The sequence below is a fragment of the Kutzneria chonburiensis genome, assembly GCF_028622115.1.
GTDB lineage: Bacteria > Actinomycetota > Actinomycetes > Mycobacteriales > Pseudonocardiaceae > Kutzneria > Kutzneria chonburiensis.
The window spans coordinates 7256502-7277391 of record NZ_CP097263.1; the positions used below are offsets into that span (position 1 = coordinate 7256502).

The window sequence follows — 20890 nt, forward strand, 5'->3', positions numbered from 1 at the left end:
GGGCAAGAAGCTAGGGCTTCTCCAGGATGGCGGCGACGCCTTGGCCGCCCGCGGCACAGATCGAGACCAGACCGCGACCGGAGCCGCGCTCGTTCAGCAGTTTCGACAGCGTGGCCACGATTCGCCCGCCGGTCGCGGCGAACGGGTGGCCCGCGGCCAGCGAGGAGCCGTTGACGTTGAGCTTGGCCCGGTCGATGTCGCCGACGCCGTTCTTGTGCCAGGCCGCCAGCGTGGCCAGGACCTGGGAGGCGAACGCCTCGTGGATCTCGTAGAAGTCGAAGTCGGCCAGCGTGAGGCCGGCGCGCTCCAGCATCCGCGGCACCGCGTAGACCGGGGCGGTGAGCAGGCCGTCCTCGCCGTGCACGTAGTCGACGGCACCGGTCTCGGTCGAGGTCAGGTAGGCCAGCACCGGGATCCGGTGCTGCTTGGCCCAGTCCTCGCTGGCCAGCAGCACCACCGAGGCGCCGTCGGTCAGGGGCGTGGAGTTGCCGGCCGTCATCGTGTCGCCGAAGGCCGGCTTGAGCTTGGCCAGCTTCTCCACGCTGGTGTCGGCCCGCAGGTTCTGGTCGCGGGTCAGGCCGAGATACGGCGTGACCAGGTCGTCGAAGAAGCCACGCTCGTAGGCCGCGGCCAGGTTGCGATGACTGGCCGCGGCCAGCTCGTCCTGGTCCTCGCGGGCGATGCCCCATTCCTTGGCGGTGATCGCCGCGTGCTCACCCATCGACATGCCGGTGCGCGGCTCGGCGTTGCGCGGGATGTTGGGCACCACGTGGGTGGGGCGCAGCTTGGTCGCCGCGCGCAGCCGGGCGCCGAACGACCGGGCCCGGTTGAACTCCAGCAGCACCTGGCGCAGGCCCTCGTTCACGCCGATCGGGGCGTCGCTGGTGGTGTCGACGCCGCCGGCGATGGCCGAGTCGATCTGCCCGAGGGCGATCTTGTTGGCCGCGGCGATGATCGCCTGCAGGCCGGTGCCGCAGGCCTGCTGGAGGTCGTAGGCGGGTGTTTGCGGCGACAGTCGGCTGCCGAGAACCGCTTCCCTGGCTAGGTTGAAATCGCGGCTGTGCTTGAGCACCGCACCCGCGACCACTTCACCGACCCGTTCGCCCTGCAGCCCGAACCGGCTGACCAGGCCGTCCAGCGCGGCGGTCAGCATGTCCTGGTTGGACGCCGTGGCGTACGGACCGTTGGACCTGGCGAACGGGATGCGGTTGCCGCCGAGCACGGCCACGCGCTGAACGGTCGGGGTCATACCTCGACAATAACCTACTTATGAGTAGACTTACCAGCGAGTAGGGAGGCGTCTCGTATGTCAGATCCGTACCTCCGGTTCGCCCAGTCCGGCTTCGGGCGGTTCGTCACCAGCCGGCTCGGCCTGCCTCGACCGGCGCGGCTGCGGCGGCACCGGCCGGGGCAGCCGGCGCTGGCGGGTCCGGTGCTGACCGGTGGCTCCGGCCGGCTCGACGCCGTGCTCAAGGCGCACGCCACCGGCGGGGACGCGCCGTACGGGGGACTGGTGTTCGACGCCACCGGCATCGACAACCCCGAGCAGCTGCGCGGCCTGCACGCCTTCTTCAGCCCGGTCATCCGCAAGCTCGGTCCGTGCGGACGGGTCGTCGTGCTCGGCACGCCGCCCGAGGAGCTGACCAGCGTGCCGGCCGTTGTCGCGCAGCGGTCGCTCGAGGGTTTCGTCCGCTCCGTGGCCAAGGAGCTCCGCGCCGGCAGCACCGCCCAGCTCGTGTACGTCTCCGAGGGCGCCGAGCCCAATGTGGAGTCGACGCTGCGTTTTCTGCTCAGCGCCAAGTCGGCCTACGTGTCCGGGCAGGTCATCCGGGTCGGCGCCGCCGAGGTCGTCGAGCCGCTGGACTGGGAGCACCCGTTGGCCGACCGGGTCGCCCTGGTCACCGGGGCGTCGCGGGGCATCGGCGCCGCCATCGCCGAGGTGCTCGCCCGGGACGGCGCGCACGTCGTGTGCCTCGACATCGCCGCGCAGGGCAGCGAGCTGTCCGAGGTCGCCAACCGGGTCGGCGGCTCCGCCGTGCAGATGGACATCACCTCGCCCGACGCGCCGGCCAAGCTGGTCGAGTACTTCCAGCTGCGGCACGAGGGCGTGGACATCGTCGTGCACAACGCCGGCATCACGCGGGACAAGACGCTGGCCAAGATGACCGAGGCCCAGTGGGACGCCGTGCTCTCGGTCAACCTCGCCAGCCAACTCCGCGTCAACGACGGGCTTTTGAAAGCCGGCGCGTTGCGGCGTAACGGGCGGATCGTCGGTGTGTCGTCCATCGCCGGTATCGCCGGCAATGTCGGGCAGACCAATTACGCCACCAGCAAGGCCGGGGTGATCGGCATGGTCCGGTCGCTCGCGCCGGAGCTGGCCAGCCGGGGCAGCACCATCAACGCCGTCGCGCCCGGTTTCATCGAGACCAAGATGACCGCCGCCGTGCCACTGTTCATCCGCCAGGCTGGGCGGCTGATGAACAGCATGTCCCAGGGCGGATTGCCGGTCGACGTCGCCGAAACCATCGCCTGGTACGCCAATCCCGCGTCCGCCGGCGTGAACGGCAACGTCGTCCGGGTGTGCGGACAGAGCCTGCTGGGGGCCTGATGTACCTGCGCGCCGCGCTCACCGCGTTCCGCCGCGGCGGTTCCACGCTGCCTTCCGACGTCCTGTCGCGCTCCGACGTCTCCGTCTCGTTGGAGCATTTGGCCGCGTACAACCGGGTTTGCGGCTTCGGCCTGCGTGACGAGCTGCCCGCCACCTATCCGCACGTGTTGGCTTTCCCGTTGCAGATGCGGCTCATGACCTCGTCCGGTTTTCCCTTCCCGCTGCCCGGTCTGGTGCATGTGGGAAATCGGATCTCCTTGTCCCGCCCCGTTCTTGCCTCGGAACCGTTCGACCTTCGGGTGCGGGCCGTCGACCTTCGGCCGCATGAGCGGGGGCAGCAGTTCGACGTCGTCAGCGAGCTGCTCGTCGATTCCGCCGTCGTGTGGACCGATGTCAGCACCTACCTGCGGCGTTCCGGCTCCGGCTCCGCCGGCTCTTCGGGTTCGTCCGAGGTCCCCGAGCCGTCCGCCGTGTGGTCCGTGCCCTCCGACATCGGCCGTCAGTACGCCGCCGTGTCCGGGGACCGGAACCCCATCCACCTCAACCCTTTGGCGGCCCGCCTTTTCGGCTTCCAGCGGGCCATCGCCCACGGCATGTGGACCAAGGCCCGCAGCCTCGCCGCCATCGCCGAGCGCCTGCCGTCCGCCTACACCGTCGACGTCCGCTTCAAGCTGCCCGTCTTGTTGCCGGCCCGCGTCGGCTTCAGCGTCTCCGCCGCCGGCGACGGCTGGGAGTTCGCCGTGCACGACATCCGCAGCCGCCGCCCCCACCTCGCCGGCACGGTCGCCGCCTTCGTTCCGACCACGTAAGACAATCCCCCGCCCTCCCTGGGGGCAGCCCCAGATCCATTCTACCAGCGGAAACGGGTGGTGGATCTTGGCGAGGGTGGGGCTGTGGACAAGTCGGATTCGAGGGTGGGGGCTGTGGACAACTAGCGGGGCGGCTGCCACATCTGGCCGTCGACGAGGTTGCCGAAGCCCATCCAGACGAGGTTCATCAGACGTGCGGCGACGGCGCCGGCGGATTCCTCGGGATGGTCGAGCCACCAGTCGGCCAGGGACTCGCCGGCGCCGACGAGGGCGGCGGCCATGGCGTCGGTGTGCAGGGATGCGGCCTCGCTGTCGGAGGTGTTCATCAGCAGGGCGGCGACGAGGCTGATGGCGCGGCGGCGCATGTCGAGCAGCTCCTGGGCGAAGGGGCCGCCCTGGGCGCTGGCCTGGCGGTGCAGCACCTGCCAGCTGTCGCGGTACTCGCCGACAAAGCCAAAGAATGCCCGCAGGCCGTGCCAAAGTTGCACGTCAGGACGGTCGCCGGCCTCGCTGACGCCGGCGGCGATGGCCTCCATGAGACGGGTGGCCTCCCGCCGGATGCACGCGGCGAACAAGTCCTCCTTGGAGCCCAGGTAGGCGTACACCATGGGCTTGGAGATGTCCGCGACCTCGGAGATCTCGTCCATCGACGCGGCGTGGTAGCCGCGCTGGGAGAAGACCTCGACGGCGGCGTCGAGGATCTGCCGCTCACGCACTTCGCGTGGCAGCCGCTTGGCCCGGACCCGGCCGGCCGCGTCATTCGTCCGCATCCGAAGCAGGCTAGCTTGCCGGCATACCTACTACACAGTAGGCTTACTGGCGAGTAGGTAAGCGGAGGTGGGGTTATGGCCGACATCGAGCAGTTGACATCCCTCGATCCCAAGAAGATCAGCAAAGACGAGTTCGTGACGCTGCTGTCCGCCTTCACCGAGGCGGCGAACGACGGCACGCAGCTGGACCTGAGCGCGATGCCCCCGCAGGACTTCGCCCGGATCATCTCGCGGGCGTCCAAGGAGCAGATCGACGCCGTGATGGCCGTGCCGACGCTGCGCGGGCCGATCCTGGACGAGGTGTTCCGCCGCATGGAGGTGCACTTCCGCACCGAGCGGGCCGGCGCCACCCGGGCCGTCGTGCACTTCCGCCTGATCAACGGCGACGACTTCGACCGGTACCAGGTGCGCATCGAGGACAGCACCTGCGCGATCACCAAGAACGGCGAGAACGAGCCGAGGGCCACCGTCACGCTGGCGCCGCTGGAGTTCCTCAAGCTGGCCACCGGCAACGCGTCCGCCCCCGTGCTGTTCATGACCGGCAAGCTCAAGGTCAAGGGCGATCTCGGTTTCGCGGCCGGCTTCATGAGCCTGTTCGACATCCCCAAGGCGTGAGAGGAAACTCCCGATGGCCGGCTTCTCCCTCGAACTCAACGAGGACCAGCGCGACCTGCGTGACTGGGTGCACGGCTTCGCCAAGGACGTGATCCGCCCGGCCGCCCCCGAGTGGGACGAGCGCGAGGAGACACCGTGGCCGATCATCCAGGAGGCGGCCAAGATCGGCCTGTACGGCTTCGAGTCGCTGGCCACCTGGTTCGCCGACCCGATCGGGCTGTCCCTGCCCATCGCCACCGAGGAGCTGTTCTGGGGTGACGCCGGCATCGCGCTGGCGATCATGGGCACCGGCCTCGCGGTGGCCGGCATCTTCGCCTCCGGCGAGCCCGAGCAGCTGGCCGAGTGGGTGCCGGAGTGCTTCGGCGACGAGAACGACCCGAAGGTGGCGGCGTTCTGCGCGTCCGAGCCGCAGGCCGGCTCGGACGTCAGCGGCTACCGCACCCGGGCCCGCTACGACGAGGCCACCGACGAGTGGGTGATCAACGGCCAGAAGGCGTGGGCCACCAACGGCGGCATCGCCAACGTGCACGTAGTGACCGCGGTCGTCGACCCCACTCTGGGTGCACGCGGCCAGGCCGGCTTCATCGTGCCGCCCGGAACGCCCGGTGTGGCCAGCACTCGCAAGATCAAGAAGCACGGCCTGCGCGCCTCGCACACAGCCGACGTCTTCTTCGATGACGTGCGGGTGCCCGGACGCTGCGTGCTTGGCGGCAAGGAGCGCGTCGAGGCCCGGCTGGCCCGGGCCCGCGAGGGCAAGAAGGCCGGCGGCCAGGCCGCGATGGCGACCTTCGAGACCACCCGCCCCACCGTCGGCGCGATGGCCGTCGGCGTCGCCCGCGCCGCGTACGACTACGCGCTGGAGTACGCCAAGGACCGCGAGGCCTTCGGCCGCAAGATCATCCAGAACCAGTCGATCGCCTTCGACCTGGCCAACATGCGCATGGAGATCGACGCCGCGCGCATGCTGGTGTGGCGCGCCGCCTGGATGGGCCGCAACAACGTGCCCTTCGAGGCCGGCGAGGGCTCCATGTCCAAGCTCAAGGCCAGCGAGGTCGCCGTCTGGTCCACCGAGCGGGCCATCCAGATCCTCGGCGGCGCCGGCTACACCCGTGAGCACCCGGTGGAGCGCATGCACCGGGACGCCAAGATCTTCACGATTTTCGAGGGCACCAGTGAGATCCAACGACTGGTGATCTCCCGTGCCATCTCGGGGATCCACATCCCCTGAGCGGACGTCCGCAACGGAAAGGGGCACCCGGACGGGTGCCCCTTTCCGTTGTGTGAGACGGGAAAGACATGGCGGCGGGGCGGCGGGCGGGTGGACACTCGGCTGGTGAACGCGCTGGTGTGGGTCATCGGGGTGCCGATCGTCCTCGCATTGCTGGGAGCGGCGTACATCCGACGCAATCGCGACAAACCGTCGGGCGAGCCGGCGGTGCCGGTGCGGCGGCCGGCGGGCGGACGGACCGGGAGCTGTGGCCAGCAGACGGAGGTCTGGCACGTGGCCAGTTCGGACGTCGAGCCGTACTACATCGCCTACTGCGCCTGCGAATGGATGGGACCGGCCCGGGACGGCGCCGACCCGAAGGCGCAGGAGAAGGCGACGGCCGACGCGTACGGACACAGCGGCAACGTGGCCCCGAACGTGGTTCGGCCGCTGGGCTGACGGCGTCACCAGCAACAATGGCGGCGTGAACTACCAGGAGCTGATCGACGACGCGGTCGAGGCCGCCCGGACGCATCTCGGCCACGGCCGCGTCGCCGACTACATCCCGGCGTTGGCGTGTGCCGACCCGAACGCGGTGGGTATGGCGTTGGCGACGGTCGACGGCGAGGTGTTCCAGTCTGGCGACGCCTCGGCGACGTTCTCGATCCAGAGCATCTCGAAGCTGTTCACGTTGGCCTTGGTGCTGGCCGAGGGCGGCGAGTCGCTGTGGCGGCGGGTGGGCCGCGAGCCGTCCGGCAATCCGTTCAACTCGTTGGTGCAGCTGGAAACCGAGCACGGCATCCCGCGCAATCCGTTCATCAACGCGGGCGCGATCGTGGTGACCGACCGGCTGCTCACGTTGACCGGTGACGCGGCCGAGCAGGTGCGGCAGTTTCTTCGTGCCGAGTCTGAAAACCCTGCGCTGGCAACGAATGCGGAAATCGCCGCGTCGGAAGCCGAGCACGGGCACCGGAATGCGGCGCTGGCCCACTTCATCGCCAGTCACGGCAACCTCGACAACGACGTGGATGCCGTGTTGGCCCAGTACTACGGGCACTGCGCGATCGAGGCCAGCTGCCGTGATCTCGCGCTGGCCGGGCGTTTCCTTGCGCGGCACGGGGTTCGGGCCGACGGCGTGCGGCTGCTGTCCCGCAGCGAGGCCAAGCAGATCAACGCCGTGATGCTGACCTGCGGCACCTACGACGCCGCCGGTGAGTTCGCGTACCGGGTGGGGCTGCCGGGTAAGAGCGGAGTCGGCGGTGGGGTGCTGGCGATCATCCCCGGCCGTGGCGCGGTCTGCGCGTGGAGCCCCGGGTTGGATCCGGCCGGCAACTCGGTGGCGGCCGTCGCCGCGCTGGACGCGTTCACCACGGGCAGCGGCCTTTCGGTGTTCTAGTGCTGTTCGGGCTTGGCCGGCGGCTGGTAGGTGTCGGTCGGCGGCAGGTCGACCGGGACCTCGAAGCCCATCGGCGGCGTGTCCACGTCGACCTGGTAGACGATCGCCTCGTCCGCCGCCGGCTGTTGCGTGACGGCCAGCGGGGCCTCCGGCATCAGGCCCAGCAGCAGAACCGAGCCGAGCGCGCCGGTCAGCGCGGCCGCGACGAGCAGCCACATGCCCGTGCCCGCGGCGAAGGTGAACGTGGAGCCGGCGTTGGTGCCCATCGAGTCGATCAGATTGGTGACCGCGAACCAGACGTAGCCGGCGATCATCGCCGTCGCCGCCGCGGCGGCCAGCCGGATCGTCGTCAGCCGTTGCAGCGGATTCCGACCGCGCAGCAGCAGGTTCGCCGTGTACAGCGCCAGCGCGCCGGCGATGATCACCGGCACGCCGAAGTAGTTGGTCCGGCTGCCCTCGCCGAAGGGCAGTCCGGTGGTGGGGTAGTTCGTGACCCACGACGTCACCGTGAAGCTGTGCTCGAACGACGTCAGCCCGAGGTTCACCGACACGTTCAGCTCGTACAGGTCGGCGAATGTGCCACCGATCCCCAGCAGGCCGGCCAGCAGCAGCACGACACCGGCGACCAGCCGGCGGGACGGCAGCCGGACCACCGGCACGGACGGCGTCGGTTCACTCATGGGCCGATTCTGCCCGAACTCGCCGCGTTCAGTAGCGCTGGAAACATCCCCCACCACTCCCGGGGTGGCCGCCCCGAAGCCATCCTACCGCCGCGAGCCCGTTGTCGATCTTGCAATGGGGCTGCCTGTGGATAAGTAGTGGGGTGTGGACAGGTGGGAATGGACTGGTCGGGAGGGGTGAGCGGGGCCGCCGACCCGGCGAATGCGGAGTCGGCGGCACCGGGCTATCGGGCGGCGCGGGTGGCCTCGGTGAGCCAGTCGCGGGCCGGTTTGGGGCTGGGGTACTCGGCCCAGCCGTTGATGGTGCCGAGCAGATTCCAGTAGCGCTCGGCCCGGTCGTCGCCGAAGGTGTCGTTCAGTCGGACGAGCCACGCGTCGAAGTCGGGGTCGGCGGGGCGGCCGAGGGCGGCGGCGACGGAGGCGTTCATCTCGAGGACGATGCGGCGACCGGTGTCGGAGTCGGGGGTGAAGCCGGCGGCCATGGCTTCGGTGACCTTGGTAAGGGCCTGCTCCATGGCGACGTGGTAGGCGTCGGACAGCGGGTTGGCGGTGCCGTCGGCGACCATCCGCGCGTTCTCCACGGCCATGGTGCGGATCTTGGCCCGGAAGCCGGGGTCCCGCACCAGCTCGACGAACTCGATCCACGCCTCTACCTGCGCGGGAGTGGGATCGTCGGGCAGCTCGGCCCGGACCCGCCGCATCCACGCGGCGTTCTCGGTGGCGGGCAGCCCCTCGTCCACCTCCCGCCAGAAGTCGTCGAGGATCGCCTGCCGCTCCTCCTCGGTCATCCTGGCCAACTCGTGCACCATCTCCAGCTCCCTAGGGCTCGACCCCCGCTTGGCCACGGCACGCAGCACGGACCGTCGCAGCCGCAACGTCCGGATCTGGACGTCGAGTGCCTCGGCGTGCTCCGCGGCCAACTCCGGAATGCTCACCTCACGGGAGAGCACCCGGTTCACGGTCGGCAGGTCGACACCGAGCTCACGCAGCGTGCGAACGAACTTGAGCCGTGTCAGCGCGTGGATGTCGTACATCCGGTAGCCGGCGTGGGTGCGTTCGGTCGGGGGCAGCAGCCCGGAGTCGGAGTAGAAGCGGATGGTCCGCACGGACAGGCCGGTCAGCCTGGCCAATTCCCCGATCCCGTACAACTCGTCCCCGTTCACGCCCACAACGGTGAAGTCTCCACCTACTGGAGGGTCAACGCATTTACGGCTAGGCTCGCCTCCGTGACTGCCGGGTCGGCCTTGAGCCATCAGCGGATCGGTTTCCCGGCCACGGTTTGACCGCCTCGCGGGCCCGTGGCCCGCCTCCACGCGCACTGATGTCCACAGAGGACAAGCGCGGTGGAGAGGAGGTGAGTAGCGAATGTCCTGGAACGAATTCCTTGGCGCGCACGCGGTCGGTGACGTCGTCGACGGCACGGTGAGCAAGGTGCTGCCGTTCGGCGCGTTCATCCGCGTCAGCGGCTTCGACGGCCTGCTGCCGCAGGTCAAGACCCTCAGCGACGGGCAGCCGGTGCGCGTGCGCATCCTGGCCATCGATGACGCGGGCCAGCGGTTCAGCCTGGAGATGGAGTAAGGCAGGGCCGGCAGGGGCGGATTACGGCCGCCCCTGCCGGTGTCCTCAGTAGGTGATCGCCACGGCCGGGTCGGCCAGCAGCGCGCCCACGTCGGCCAGGTACTGCGAGCCCTGCTGGCCGTCGACCACCCGGTGGTCGAAGCTCAACGCCAGCTGGCACACCTTGCGCGGCACGACCTGGCCGTCGACCACCCACGGCATGTCGCGGATGGCTCCGAAGGCCAGGATCGCCGACTCACCGGGGTTGATGATCGGCGTGCCGGTGTCCACGCCGAACACGCCGACGTTGGTGATGGTGATGGTGCCGTTCAGCATGTCCGCAGGCGTGGTCTTGCCGTCCCGCGCGGTCACGGTGAGCTGCTCCAACGCCTCGGCCAGACCACGCAACGACAGCTGATCGGCGTCACGGACCTTGGGAACGACCAGGCCCCGCGGCGTGGCGGCGGCGACGCCGAGGTGCACGTAGTCCTTGTAGACGATCTCGTTGGCGGCCTCGTCCCAGGTCGCGTTCACGTCCGGCGTGCGGCGCACGGCGAGGCACATGGCCTTGGCCGCGAACACGAGCGGGGTGAGCTTGACGCCGCGGAATTCGGCGCTGTCCTTGAGCTTGGCCCGCAGCTCCATCATCGGCGTCACGTCGACGGTCAGGAACTCCGTGACATGCGGGGCCTTGAAGGCGCTCTCGACCATGGCCTGCGCGGTTGCCTTGCGCACGCCCTTGATCGGCACCCGGCGCTCGCCCCGCGAGGCGACGGCAACCGGGGCCGCCGCCGGCGCGACGGCCTGCTCCACGTCCTCACGGGTGATCACGCCACCGGGACCGCTCCCGGCCAAACCGGCGAGGTCGATGCCGAGGTCCTTGGCCAGCTTGCGCACCGGCGGCTTGGCCAGCGGCACATAACCGCCGGCCGCAACGGGTTCGGGCTCGAGGACCGGCGGCGTCGGCACCACCGTCACCGGGGCAACGGCCGCCGAAACAGCGGCCGACGCGGGCACGGCCGCCGGGGCGCCGACCCGGGCCCGGCGCTTGGCGGTGACCGCCTTGACGCCGTAGCCGACCAGGTTGGGCACCCGCTCCGGCTCGACCGAGCCGTTGACCGGCGCGGCCTCCCCGTTCGGATCCACGTCGATGACGATGATCGGCGTGCCGACGTCGACCGTCTTGCCCGGCTCGGCCAGCAGCTCGGTCACCACGCCCGCGAACGGGCACGGCAGCTCGACCGCGGCCTTGGCCGTCTCGATCTCCACGATGATCTGGTTGACGGTGACCGTGTCGCCCGGCTTGACGTGCCAGGTGAGGATCTCCGCCTCGACCAGCCCCTCGCCCACGTCGGGCAGGGGGAAGTGCTTGAACTGCGGCATGGCTGCGAGATCCCCCTTACCAGGCGAGCGAGCGGTCGACGGCGGCCAGCACCCGGTCAAGGTCGGGCAGGAAGTTCTCCTCCAACTTGGCCGGCGGGTACGGGGTGTCGAAGCCGGTCACCCGGAGCACGGGCGCCTCCAGCGAGTAGAAGCACTCCTGCTGGACCTTGGCGGCGATCTCGCCGGCGATCGACGACTCGCTCGGCGCCTCGCTGACCACGATCAGCCGGCCGGTGCGCCGCACCGACTCGTAGACCGGGCCGAGGTCGAGCGGGGACAGCGAGCGCAGGTCGATGACCTCGAGGTCGAGACCGTCCTCGGCGCCGGCGGTCGCCGCGTCCATGCTGGTACGGACCATCGGCCCGTACGTCGCGATGGTCGCGGTGGACCCCTTGCGCAGCACCCGCGAGCTGAACAGCGGCTGCGGGGCGACGGACAGGTCGAGCTCGGCCTTCTCGTGGTAGCGGCGCTTGGGCTCGAAGAACAGCACCGGGTCGTCGCACTCGATGGCCTGGCGCAGCATCCAGTACGCGTCGACCGGGTTGGAGCAGGCCACCACCTTCAGGCCGGCGGTGTGCGCGAAGTACGACTCCGGCGACTCGGAGTGGTGCTCGACCGCGCCGATACCGCCGCCGAAGGGCACCCGCACCACGATCGGCAGCTTGATCCGGCCCTGGGTCCGGTAGTGCAGCTTGGCCAGCTGGCTGACGATCTGGTCGAAGCCGGGGAAGATGAAGCCGTCGAACTGGATCTCGCAGATCGGCCGGTAGCCGCGGATGGCCAGGCCGATCGCGGTGCCGATGATGCCGGACTCGGACAGCGGCGTGTCCAGCACGCGCTGCTCGCCGAAGTCCTTCTGGAGGCCGTCGGTGACGCGGAAGACGCCGCCGAGCTTGCCGACGTCCTCACCCATCACGATGACCTTGGGGTCGCGCTCCATCTCGGTGCGCAGGGCCTGGTTGAGGCCCTTGATCATGGTGATCGTCTGCGGCTTGGCCGACGGCGTGTCGGTCGAGCGGTCCATGGTCGGCGCGGCCATCAGTGCTCACCTCCGGCGAACCCGGCGAGGTAGGTCTCGTACTCGTTGCGCTGCGCCTCCAGCGTGGCGCTGGGCTCGGCGTAGACGTTGTCGAACATCCGGCCCGGCGGGGGCTCCGGCAAGTTGACGCAGTGCTCGCGCAGCACCGCCGCCAGCTCGTCGGCCTCGGCCTGCACGCCGTCGAAGAAGTCGTGGTCGGCGAAGCCGTTGCGGCTCAGGTGGGCCTTGACCCGTTCGATCGGGTCCTTCAGCTTCCACTCCTCGACCTCTTGGGACAGCCGGTAGCGGGTGGCGTCGTCGGAGGTGGTGTGCGAGTCCATCCGGTACGTGAAGGCCTCGATCAACACCGGGCCGTTGCCGTGCCGGCACTCGTCCAGCGCCCAGCGGGCGACCGCCAGCGTGGCCAGCACGTCGTTGCCGTCGACCCGGATGCCGGGGAAGCCGTAGCCGCGGGCCCGCTGGTACAGCGGGAGCCGGCTCTGCCGCTCGGTCGGCTCGGAGATGGCCCACTGGTTGTTCTGGCAGAAGAACACCAGCGGCGCGTCGTAGACCGAGGCCCACACGAAGGCCTCGTGCACGTCGCCCTGGCTGGTCGCGCCGTCACCGAAGAAGACCATGGTGGCTTCCCCGTTGTCGTCGCCGACCTTGCCGTCGAAACGCTGGCCCATGGCGTAGCCGGCCGCGTTCAGGCACTGGTTGCCGATGACGATCGTGTACGGGTGGAAACGCCGGTCCACCGGGTCCCACGCGCCGTGGTCGACGCCGCGGAACATGCCGACGATCTCTTTCGGGTGCACGCCGCGGCACCAGGCCACGCCGTGCTCTCGGTAGCTGGGGAAGGCCATGTCGGTGGGCCGCAGCGCCCGGCCGGCGCCGATCTGCGCGGCCTCCTGGCCCAGCAGCGGCACCCACAGGCCCAGCTGGCCCTGGCGTTGCAGGGCGTTCGCCTCGCGGTCGGCGCGGCGGACCAGGACCATGTCCCGGTACAGGTCGCGCAGCTCGTCGGGCGTGATGTCGATGTGGAAGTCCGGGTGGTCGACGCGCTCACCCTCGGGGGTGAGCAGCTGGACCAGCTCCGGCCCGCCTTCGCTGGTGGCCCGCAAGCCGGCGATCACCTGCTCCGCCGTAGGGCTGGCCGCGGTGGCGGCTGGGGCTCCCGACGGCTGCGGTCGCGACCATCGTTCTGGGGACGACATTGCGCCTTCTCCTCGTCTACGACGCCGACCGGCCGCTTGTGGCGGACCGGATCCGGCTTCGTCGCCGGCCACCGCCGACCCGGTGGGGTGAGACGGTGGTCCGTCGACACTGACGGAACTCTCTCCCATCCTGACATGCGCTCACTCGAACCGGTGAGCGTCACCACACCAACGTCAACCAAGCGTGACCACCTACACCACTGTGAACTGCGGAAACACTGGACGCGACCAGGCTAACCGGCCCGGGTGCCGCAGTACCCGGCGACACCGGCCCAGTACTCGTCGCACACCGTGTCGGGCGGGCTCGCTATAGTGATCTTGGGGGAATCGTCGGGACCTGGGGAGGCAGCCGGCGAGTGCGAGGGGTGCAACCCGCGCAGCCAGACCTGCCGAAGGGCCCGCCAATGCCGATCATCACCAAGCTCACCCGTCTCATCGACGGGAACGAGTACCCGTTCCAGAAGCGCGACTTCCCGACCACGCTGATCTCCGCCGTCACCGAGTGCGGCTGCCAGGTCGGCGAGCACAGCTACACCACGATCGCGGTGACGCAGACCGACTCGGCCACGCTGGAGCGCCGCAAGTGCGTGTGCTCGGGCTGCCACGAGTGCGAGACCTACGAGGTGCGGGTCATGCCGCACGGGCCGAGCACCGGCCGCCGCCACTCCGAGCCGATCGGCCGCTCCGCCTCCTAGGATCGGCCGGGTGGAGCCAACAGCACTGTTCAACACCGTCAGTGGGCTGTGGGACGACGCCGTCCTGCCCAGCCTGTCCGAGTTCGTCGCGATCCCGGCCGTTTCGCCGGCTTTCGACCCGGCGTGGGCCGCCAACGGCCACCTCGCCGCCGGTGTCGCGCACGTCAGGGACTGGATCGCCGACCGCGACCTGCCCGGCGTCGAGCTCGAGATCGTCCAGCTGCCCGAGCGCACCCCGCTGCTGCTGGTCGACATTCCCGCCATGCCCGGTCATGAGGATGCCGGCACCGCGCTGCTCTACGGCCACCTGGACAAGCAGCCGCCGGTCGGCGGCTGGGCCGACGGCCTCGACGCGTGGACGCCCGTCATCCGTGACGGCCGGCTGTTCGGTCGCGGCGCGGCCGACGACGGTTATGCCGGCTATGCCGCTATCGCTGCTATCGAGGCGTTGCGGGGCAACGGCGGCGCGCACGGCCGCTGCGTGATCATGCTCGAGGCCTGTGAGGAGTCCGGCAGCCCCGATCTGGAGGCGTACGTCCGGCACCTGGCCGACCGGCTCGGCCGGATCACCCTCGTGGTGTGCCTCGACTCCGGGGCCGCCGACTACGAGCGGATGTGGCTGACCACCACGCTGCGCGGCATGGTGCAGGTGACCGCCACCGTCAAGGTGCTGGAGTTCGGGCAGCACTCCGGCATGGTCAGCGGCATCGTGCCCAGCTCGTTCCGGGTGCTGCGGCAGCTGCTCGACCGTATCGAGGACTCCGCCACCGGGCGAATCAAGATCGCCGAGATGCACGTGGACGTGCCGGCCGGGCGGCAGGGCGAGATCCGCGAGAGCGTCGACACCGCGCCCGGTTTCGCCAGCGCCGGCATTCCCTTCGCCGACGGCGTCGCGGCCGTCACCGCGGACGAGGTCGAGCAGGTCCTGAACAACACCTGGGGCCCGACGCTGTCGATCATCGGCGCCGACGGGCTGCCGCTGCCGGCCGACGCCGGCAACGTGCTGCGGCCGTTCACCACGCTCGTGCTGAGCTTCCGGCTGCCGCCCACCGCCGACTCCGCCGCCGCCATGGACGCCGTCACCAAGGTCCTCACCACCGACGTCCCCTACGGCGCCCACGTCGAGCTCACCCGTCTCGAGCACGCCGACGGCTGGAACGCCCCCGAGCTCGCCCCGTGGCTGCGTGCCGCGTTGGACGACGCCGGCCAGGAGGTCTTCGGCGGCCCGTGGCGCACCCTCGGCGTCGGCGGCTCCATCCCGTTCATGGGGCTGCTCAACGGCATCTACCCCGAGGCGCAGTTCCTCGCCACCGGCGCGCTCGGCCCGGGCAGCAACGCCCACGTGCCGGACGAGTCCCTGCACATCGACTACGCCAAGAAGATCACCGCGGCCATCGCCAAGGTGCTCGACGCGCACGCCCGGCACTGACGACCTGACTCGCGGGTGCCGGGCCGCCGGCACCCGCGATTCGTCCCGGGTCGTCAGCCAGCGCTGCGCTGCGGCTCGCGGGCGCCGACTTCGTGCTGGGGCTCTGCGTGCGTCACGTGCTCGGCCAGCCTCTCCACGAGCACGGTCAGATGGTCCAACCGCGCCTCGATATGGAAAACATCGACCACAGGCCGCGGAGCTGCCAGGTGGGACTCCAGCACCTCCCGCACCAGCGCGGTGTAGCGGATGCCCCGACGTCGGGCCTCCTCCTTCAGCGCCGCGACCATGGCATCCGGCAGCCGTAGCGACGTCGTCACCATCGGCCGGGGATCGACCCACTCGCCCGCGTCCATCTCGCCAGACGTGTCGTTGTTGTCGTAGTAATCAGCCAGCTCCGCGAGCTCCTCGGCTGAACGGGGAAGCTCCTCCCGCTTCGTCATGGCCCTCACCTCGCCCTGCTCCGATACACCATCTTCTCGCGGTCTGTCATGTTCCTGGCCGTCACCACGAAGGCGCGCCCATCAGGTTCGGCCACCGCCACCACGAGGAGGTGGCGTCCCGCGTAGGTCTGACCGTAGATCAATACCGAGCCGTTCTTACCCGGTGTGCTCCAGTAAGGCCGCTCCAGGATCGCTTCCCGCACTTCGTCCAGCGTCACGCCGTGCCGTGCGATGTGTTCGACCGACCATTCGCTCTCCTTGACCTCCCAGAACACCGCACCAGTGTAATGCAAACGCAATGCGCTTGCACTCGGGACGTGCGCACGAGCGCCGCAGAGCCCACCCCGGACCTATCGCCGAACCGGCCGCCCACACCGGACTTGACGTAGCCCGCGGCCGGTGGATGCACAGGTAGAACGGGATTTTCGGGCACGGGCGGGGCATCTTGACGTGACCGGCGGCAGACCGGCGAGGACGTCCTGCCGGATGCCGGTCGATGTGCTCCACACTGGAGGGGTGAGCGAGCAGAACGAGTGGGCGCGGCTGGCCGAGTCGGGCGAGATGGACAGCCCCTGGCGGCACTGGGGTCCCTATCTGTCCGGTCGGCAGTGGGGCACGGTTCGCGAGGACTACTCGGCGAGCGGGGACGCCTGGTCGTTCTTTCCGTTCGATCACGCGCGGTCGAGGGCCTACCGGTGGGGCGAAGACGGCATCTCGGGCATCTGCGACCGGCACGGCTTCCTCAATCTGGCGCTGGCGCTGTGGAACGGCAAGGACCCGATCCTCAAGGAACGGTGGTTCGGCCTGGCCAACCAGGAAGGCAACCACGGTGAGGACGTCAAAGAGCACTGGTGGATCCAGGACGGCACGCCGACGCACTCCTGGATGAGCGTGCTCTACCGCTACCCGCAGGCGGAGTACCCGTACCAACAACTGCGTGAGATGGCGAAGGCCGCGGGCCGGCAGGGCAGGGAGCCGGAGCTGGCGGACACGGGGGTGCTGGCGGAGGACCGCTTCTTCGACGTGGTGACGACGTACGCCAAGGCGGGCCCGCACGACATCTGCGTTGAAATCGCGGCGACAAACCACGGACCGGATGCGGCGCCGCTGCATCTGTTGCCGCAGTTGTGGTTTCGCAACACTTGGGCCTGGGGCCGCGACGCCCGCCAACCGGCGCTGGAGGCGACCAGGGTGCATGGCCGGTGCGCGGTGGTGACAGAGCACTCCTCCCTGGGCCGCTACACGCTGCACCTGGACGGCGCGCCGACGCTGCTGGTCACGGACAACGAGACCAACGAGGTGGAGCTGTTCGGCAGCCCGGCCAACGAGACCCGGTACACGAAGTGCGGCATCGACGCGCACGTGGTCCGCGGCGCGACCGGCAGCTGCCAGGTGATCCAGGACGGCAGCGCGTCCCGGCCGGGCACGAAAGCGGCGGCCTGGTACCGCTTCGACGCGGTGGCCCCGGGCGAGACGGTGACCATCCGACTGCGGCTGATCGCCGGTGACGGCCACGTCGACCCGTTCGGCACGACCTTCCACTCCGCGATGCTGGACCGCAAACGCGAGGCCGACGAGTACCACGAGAGCCTCGCGCCGGAGCTGGACGACGACCGCAAGCAGGTGCTGCGGCGCTCGCTGGCCGGTCTCATGTGGACGAAGCAGCACTACCGGTTCAAGGTGCGGGACTGGCTGGCCGGTGACCCGGCCCAGCCACCGGCACCGGACCTGCGCCGCGGCGTCGGCGGCCGCAACGTGCACTGGCGGCACTTCGACGTGGCCGACGTGATCTCCATGCCGGACGAGTGGGAGTACCCCTGGTTCGCGGCCTGGGACCTGGCCTTCCAGGCGGTGCCGTTCGCGCTGGTCGACCCGGCCTTCGCCAAGGAGCAGCTGCTCCTGCTGTGTCGCGAGTGGATGATGCATCCCAACGGCCAGCTGCCGGCCTACGAGTGGGACTTCGGTGACGCCAACCCGCCGGTCCACGCCTGGGCGGCGCTCCAGGTCTACCGGGCCGAGGCGGTGCCGGACCGCAAGTTCCTGTCCAAGGTGTTCCACAAGCTGCTGCTGAACTTCTCCTGGTGGGTCAACCGCAAGGACGCCGACGGCAGCGACCTGTTCGAGGGCGGCTTCCTCGGCATGGACAACATCGGCCCGGTCAACCGGTCGGCGCCGATGCTGGGCGAATGGCGGCTGGAGCAGTCCGACGCCACGTCCTGGATGGCCGCGTTCAGCCTGCACCTGTTGCAGATCGCGCTGGAGCTGGCCCGCGAGGACGAGTCCTACGAGGACGTGGCGACCAAGTTCGTCGAGCACTTCCTCTACATCGCCAGGGCCTTCAACAACTTCGGCTCCACCACCCGCGGGCTGTGGGACGAGGAGGACGGCTTCTGCTACGACCTGGTGTCGCGGCAGCGGGAGGACGGAACCCTGGAGTCGGAGCCGGTCCGGGTGCGGTCCATGGTCGGCCTGATGCCGGTGCTGGCCCAGGCGGTGCTGGAGCCGTGGGTGTTCGCCGAGCTGCCCGGCTTCACCAGCCGGCTGGACTACCTGCTGCGCAAGCAGCCCGAGTTCGCCCAGTTCATCACCTGGCAGCAGGTCGGCGGCGAGCGCCGGGCCAACCTGGCCCTGCTGGACGCCGAGAAGCTGAGCCGGGTGCTCAGCCGCATGTTCGACGAGCAGGAGTTCCTGTCCCCGCACGGCATCCGCTCGCTGTCCGCGGCACACCGGGACGGACTGGACGTGGAGTTCGCCGGCCAGGCGCACATGATCGGCTACGAGCCGGGCGAGTCGATGACGCCGATGTTCGGCGGCAACTCCAACTGGCGCGGGCCGATCTGGTTCCCGACCAACGCGCTGCTGGTCGAGGCGCTGCGCCAGGTGGACGACTTCCACGACGGCCAGTTCCACGTCGACCTGCCGACCGGCTCCGGGCAGGCGGTCACCGCCGGCCAGGCCGCCGACGAGCTGGCCCGCCGGCTGGTCAGCATCTTCCTGCCTTCGGCCGACGGCACCCGCCCGTGCGACGGCAAGCGGGTCGAGGCCACACATTCACCCCTGTGGCGACCGCACATCACGTTCAGCGAGTACTTCGACGGCGACACCGGGGAGGGCCTGGGCGCGACCCATCAAACGGGCTGGACGGCGCTGGTGGCGCGACTGTTGGCGACGCCGAACCATGACGCTGGGTGACTTTTCCGCCACTTGGCGGACACGGCCGTGACAAAACGTAACCATTGGGCCCCTATGAACTGAAACGTTCGGGTGACAGGATGCGGCAAAACCGACAGTGAGCGGAGGCCGCGTTGTCCAGATCCGCAAGAGCCGTGCTGGCCCTGCCCGTCGTCCTGCTGCTCGCCGCCGGATGCGGCGCGGCCGGCAACGGCAGTGGTGACACCGGCAGTGCCGGCACCACGACCACGGCCGTGTCCGGTCCGGGCAAGAACGCCACACTGGCCGCGATGGTGCCGGCGGACGTGGCCAAGGACGGCAAGTTGACCATCGGCACCGACACCACGTACGCGCCCAGCGAGTTCGTCGACGACAACAACAAGACCGTCGGCATGGACATCGACCTCGGCGACGCGGTCGCCAAGGAGCTGGGCCTGACCGCCGACTTCCAGGCGGCCAGCTTCGACGGCATCCTGGCCGGTCTTTCCGCCGGCAAGTTCGAGCTGGCGATGTCCTCGTTCAGCATCAACACCGAGCGGCTGCAGACCGTGGACATGGTCAGCTACTTCACCGCCGGCACCTCGATGGCCGTGCTCAAGGGCAACCCGGCCGGCCTGACCCTGGACACCCTGTGCGGGCACACCGTGTCGGCGCAGAAGGGCACCACGCAGGCCGACGACCTGGCGGCCCGCTCGGCCAAGTGCACCTCGGACGGCAAGCTGGCCATCACCATCTCCGAGTTCCAGGCCCAGACCGACGTGACGCTGGCGCTGACCTCCAAGCGGGCCGAGGCCATGCTGGCCGACTCGCCGGTGGTGGACTACGCGATCAAGCAGACCAACGGGCAGCTGGAGAAGGTCGGCAAGTCCTACGCCAACGCCCCGTACGGCGTCGGTGTGGCCAAGAACAAGGGCGAGCTGGCCAAGGCGGTGCAGGGCGCGATCCAGGCGCTGATCGACGACGGCACGTACAAGAAGATCCTCGACAAGTGGGGCGTCGGCGCCGGCGCGGTGACCAAGTCCGAGCTGAACCCGCAGACCTCCAGCTGAGGCCACCGCAGTGTCGAACCCGATCAAGGCCGTGCCGGTCCGCCACCCCGGTCGGTGGCTGGCCGGCGCGGTCATCCTGGTGCTGGCCGCGATGCTGGCGCACAGCCTGGTCACCAACGAGAACTTCCACTGGGACGTCGTCGGCAAGTACCTGACCACGTCCAGCGTGCTCAACGGCCTGAAGAACACGCTGATCCTCACCGCGCTGGCGATGCTCATCGGCATCGTCGGCGGCATCCTGCTGGCGGTGATGCGGCTGTCGGCCAATCCCCTGCTGTCGTGGACGGCCGCGGCCTACATCTGGCTGTTCCGCGGCACGCCGGTGATCACCCAGCTGCTGTTCTGGTTCTTCCTCGCGGCGCTGTATCCCCGGCTGGGGCTGGGCATCCCGTTCGGGCCGACGTTCCTGAGCGTGGACACCAACTCGCTGATCGCCCCGTTCACCGCGGCCCTGCTCGGGCTGGGCCTGAACGAGGCGGCCTACATGGCCGAGATCGTGCGCGGCGGCATCCTGTCGGTCGACCACGGCCAGACCGAGGCGGCCGAGGCGCTGGGCATGAGCCGGGCCAAGATCCTCCGGCGGATCGTGTTGCCGCAGGCCATGCGGGTGATCATCCCGCCGACCGGCAACGAGACGATCTCCATGCTGAAGACGACCTCGCTGGTGATCGTGATCGCCTACTTCGAGCTGATGACGGCGGTGCAGCAGATCTACAGCCGCAACTTCCAGACCATCCCGCTGCTCATCGTGGCGGCGATCTGGTACCTGCTGCTGACCTCGATCCTGACCTTCATCCAGGGCTTCATCGAGCGTCACTTCGCCCGGGGGACGGTGAACCGGTGACC

General features: G+C 69.6%; 21 protein-coding genes. 12 read left to right on the top strand and 9 right to left on the bottom strand.

All coding sequences use genetic code 11. The features are described from left to right. Positions 1-10 precede the first annotated feature (10 nt). On the bottom strand, positions 11-1249 hold the full coding sequence (locus tag M3Q35_RS33335) for an acetyl-CoA C-acetyltransferase (protein ID WP_273936501.1): 1239 nt from the start codon (positions 1247-1249) through the stop codon (positions 11-13). Positions 1250-1306: 57 nt separating this feature from the next. Between M3Q35_RS33335 and M3Q35_RS33340 the strand changes: the two genes are divergently transcribed. Together M3Q35_RS33340 and M3Q35_RS33345 are read left to right on the top strand one after the other, a co-directional pair. Further along, positions 1307-2608 (top strand): 3-oxoacyl-ACP reductase, encoded by a 1302-nt coding sequence (locus tag M3Q35_RS33340; protein WP_273936502.1) that lies wholly within the window; start codon positions 1307-1309, stop codon positions 2606-2608. After that, the gene (locus M3Q35_RS33345) at positions 2608-3417 is read left to right on the top strand and encodes a MaoC family dehydratase (protein WP_273936503.1); all 810 of its coding nucleotides are present in this window, start codon (positions 2608-2610) and stop codon (positions 3415-3417) included. Before M3Q35_RS33340 ends, M3Q35_RS33345 begins: the two co-directional genes overlap by 1 nt. 122 nt (positions 3418-3539) lie before the next feature. Here the strand turns inward: M3Q35_RS33345 and M3Q35_RS33350 are convergent, their stop codons facing one another. After that, positions 3540-4187 (bottom strand): TetR/AcrR family transcriptional regulator, encoded by a 648-nt coding sequence (locus M3Q35_RS33350; RefSeq protein ID WP_273936504.1) that lies wholly within the window; start codon positions 4185-4187, stop codon positions 3540-3542. Between the two features lie 75 nt (positions 4188-4262). On the opposite strand from M3Q35_RS33350, the gene M3Q35_RS33355 reads away from it, so the two are divergent. The 4 genes from M3Q35_RS33355 to M3Q35_RS33370 all read left to right on the top strand — a co-directional run bounded on the left by M3Q35_RS33355 (position 4263) and on the right by M3Q35_RS33370 (position 7405). Next, the gene (locus M3Q35_RS33355; protein ID WP_273936505.1) at positions 4263-4802 is read left to right on the top strand and encodes an SCP2 sterol-binding domain-containing protein; all 540 of its coding nucleotides are present in this window, start codon (positions 4263-4265) and stop codon (positions 4800-4802) included. Positions 4803-4815: 13 nt separating this feature from the next. Beyond that, entirely contained in the window at positions 4816-6030 is a 1215-nt protein-coding gene (locus tag M3Q35_RS33360; protein WP_273936506.1) for an acyl-CoA dehydrogenase family protein, read from the top strand. A gap of 105 nt (positions 6031-6135) precedes the next feature. After that, positions 6136-6468 (top strand): hypothetical protein, encoded by a 333-nt coding sequence (locus tag M3Q35_RS33365; RefSeq protein WP_273936507.1) that lies wholly within the window; start codon positions 6136-6138, stop codon positions 6466-6468. Between the two features lie 25 nt (positions 6469-6493). Then, complete coding sequence (locus M3Q35_RS33370; RefSeq protein ID WP_273936508.1) at positions 6494-7405, top strand: glutaminase; 912 nt, start codon at positions 6494-6496, stop codon at positions 7403-7405. Here the strand turns inward: M3Q35_RS33370 and M3Q35_RS33375 are convergent. Both M3Q35_RS33375 and M3Q35_RS33380 read right to left on the bottom strand, forming a co-directional pair. Beyond that, the gene (locus M3Q35_RS33375) at positions 7402-8085 is read right to left on the bottom strand and encodes a hypothetical protein (protein ID WP_273936509.1); all 684 of its coding nucleotides are present in this window, start codon (positions 8083-8085) and stop codon (positions 7402-7404) included. The two genes, M3Q35_RS33370 and M3Q35_RS33375, sit on opposite strands and share 4 nt — an antisense overlap. A gap of 224 nt (positions 8086-8309) precedes the next feature. After that, entirely contained in the window at positions 8310-9248 is a 939-nt protein-coding gene (locus M3Q35_RS33380) for a helix-turn-helix domain-containing protein (RefSeq protein WP_273936510.1), read from the bottom strand. Positions 9249-9450: 202 nt separating this feature from the next. On the opposite strand from M3Q35_RS33380, the gene M3Q35_RS33385 reads away from it, so the two are divergent. Next, positions 9451-9663: a S1 RNA-binding domain-containing protein gene (locus M3Q35_RS33385; protein WP_273936511.1), complete on the top strand. Its 213-nt coding sequence runs from the start codon at positions 9451-9453 to the stop codon at positions 9661-9663. Between the two features lie 45 nt (positions 9664-9708). Here the strand turns inward: M3Q35_RS33385 and M3Q35_RS33390 are convergent, their stop codons facing one another. Genes M3Q35_RS33390 through pdhA form a run of 3 tightly spaced genes read right to left on the bottom strand, consistent with a single transcriptional unit; the run spans position 9709 to position 13260 of the window. After that, positions 9709-11025 (bottom strand): dihydrolipoamide acetyltransferase family protein, encoded by a 1317-nt coding sequence (locus M3Q35_RS33390; protein WP_273936512.1) that lies wholly within the window; start codon positions 11023-11025, stop codon positions 9709-9711. 16 nt (positions 11026-11041) lie between these two features. Then, complete coding sequence (locus M3Q35_RS33395; RefSeq protein ID WP_273936513.1) at positions 11042-12064, bottom strand: alpha-ketoacid dehydrogenase subunit beta; 1023 nt, start codon at positions 12062-12064, stop codon at positions 11042-11044. Then, positions 12064-13260 (bottom strand): pyruvate dehydrogenase (acetyl-transferring) E1 component subunit alpha, encoded by a 1197-nt coding sequence (pdhA, locus tag M3Q35_RS33400; protein WP_273936514.1) that lies wholly within the window; start codon positions 13258-13260, stop codon positions 12064-12066. Before pdhA ends, M3Q35_RS33395 begins: the two co-directional genes overlap by 1 nt. 404 nt (positions 13261-13664) lie before the next feature. On the opposite strand from pdhA, the gene M3Q35_RS33405 reads away from it, so the two are divergent. Both M3Q35_RS33405 and M3Q35_RS33410 read left to right on the top strand, forming a co-directional pair. After that, positions 13665-13955, top strand: a complete 291-nt coding sequence (locus M3Q35_RS33405; protein ID WP_273936515.1) for a hypothetical protein — start codon at positions 13665-13667, stop codon at positions 13953-13955. Between the two features lies 1 nt (position 13956). Then, a complete protein-coding gene (locus tag M3Q35_RS33410; RefSeq protein ID WP_273944556.1) occupies positions 13957-15384 on the top strand; it encodes a M20/M25/M40 family metallo-hydrolase in 1428 nt (475 codons plus the stop codon). A gap of 53 nt (positions 15385-15437) precedes the next feature. Here M3Q35_RS33410 and M3Q35_RS33415 read toward each other — a convergent pair whose 3' ends face one another. Continuing rightward, positions 15438-15824: a CopG family antitoxin gene (locus M3Q35_RS33415; RefSeq protein WP_273936516.1), complete on the bottom strand. Its 387-nt coding sequence runs from the start codon at positions 15822-15824 to the stop codon at positions 15438-15440. Between the two features lie 5 nt (positions 15825-15829). Next, entirely contained in the window at positions 15830-16099 is a 270-nt protein-coding gene (locus M3Q35_RS33420; protein ID WP_273936517.1) for a BrnT family toxin, read from the bottom strand. A gap of 241 nt (positions 16100-16340) precedes the next feature. Here M3Q35_RS33420 and M3Q35_RS33425 point away from each other — a divergent pair, with 241 nt between their 5' ends. The 3 genes from M3Q35_RS33425 (at position 16341) to M3Q35_RS33435 (ending at position 20888) form a co-directional block, all read left to right on the top strand. Continuing rightward, positions 16341-19016, top strand: coding sequence for an MGH1-like glycoside hydrolase domain-containing protein (locus tag M3Q35_RS33425; RefSeq protein WP_273936518.1), 2676 nt, complete (start codon positions 16341-16343; stop codon positions 19014-19016). Between the two features lie 113 nt (positions 19017-19129). After that, positions 19130-20044, top strand: coding sequence for an ABC transporter substrate-binding protein (locus M3Q35_RS33430; RefSeq protein WP_273936519.1), 915 nt, complete (start codon positions 19130-19132; stop codon positions 20042-20044). Positions 20045-20054: 10 nt separating this feature from the next. Further along, positions 20055-20888 carry an amino acid ABC transporter permease gene (locus tag M3Q35_RS33435; protein WP_273936520.1) on the top strand — a complete coding sequence of 278 codons (834 nt, stop codon included), beginning with the start codon at positions 20055-20057 and terminating at the stop codon, positions 20886-20888. Positions 20889-20890: the final 2 nt, after the last annotated feature.

Excerpts from the sequence above, each read along its gene's own strand:
- M3Q35_RS33335 (WP_273936501.1), bottom strand. The coding sequence starts at position 1,249 with ATGACCCCGACCGTTCAGCGCGTGGCCGTGCTCGGCGGCAACCGCATC.
- M3Q35_RS33340 (WP_273936502.1), top strand. The coding sequence starts at position 1,307 with ATGTCAGATCCGTACCTCCGGTTCGCCCAGTCCGGCTTCGGGCGGTTC.
- M3Q35_RS33345 (WP_273936503.1), top strand. The coding sequence starts at position 2,608 with ATGTACCTGCGCGCCGCGCTCACCGCGTTCCGCCGCGGCGGTTCCACG.
- M3Q35_RS33350 (WP_273936504.1), bottom strand. The coding sequence starts at position 4,187 with ATGCGGACGAATGACGCGGCCGGCCGGGTCCGGGCCAAGCGGCTGCCA.
- M3Q35_RS33355 (WP_273936505.1), top strand. The coding sequence starts at position 4,263 with ATGGCCGACATCGAGCAGTTGACATCCCTCGATCCCAAGAAGATCAGC.
- M3Q35_RS33360 (WP_273936506.1), top strand. The coding sequence starts at position 4,816 with ATGGCCGGCTTCTCCCTCGAACTCAACGAGGACCAGCGCGACCTGCGT.
- M3Q35_RS33375 (WP_273936509.1), bottom strand. The coding sequence starts at position 8,085 with ATGAGTGAACCGACGCCGTCCGTGCCGGTGGTCCGGCTGCCGTCCCGC.
- M3Q35_RS33385 (WP_273936511.1), top strand. The coding sequence starts at position 9,451 with ATGTCCTGGAACGAATTCCTTGGCGCGCACGCGGTCGGTGACGTCGTC.
- M3Q35_RS33390 (WP_273936512.1), bottom strand. The coding sequence starts at position 11,025 with ATGCCGCAGTTCAAGCACTTCCCCCTGCCCGACGTGGGCGAGGGGCTG.
- M3Q35_RS33395 (WP_273936513.1), bottom strand. The coding sequence starts at position 12,064 with ATGGCCGCGCCGACCATGGACCGCTCGACCGACACGCCGTCGGCCAAG.
- pdhA (WP_273936514.1), bottom strand. The coding sequence starts at position 13,260 with ATGTCGTCCCCAGAACGATGGTCGCGACCGCAGCCGTCGGGAGCCCCA.
- M3Q35_RS33405 (WP_273936515.1), top strand. The coding sequence starts at position 13,665 with ATGCCGATCATCACCAAGCTCACCCGTCTCATCGACGGGAACGAGTAC.
- M3Q35_RS33415 (WP_273936516.1), bottom strand. The coding sequence starts at position 15,824 with ATGACGAAGCGGGAGGAGCTTCCCCGTTCAGCCGAGGAGCTCGCGGAG.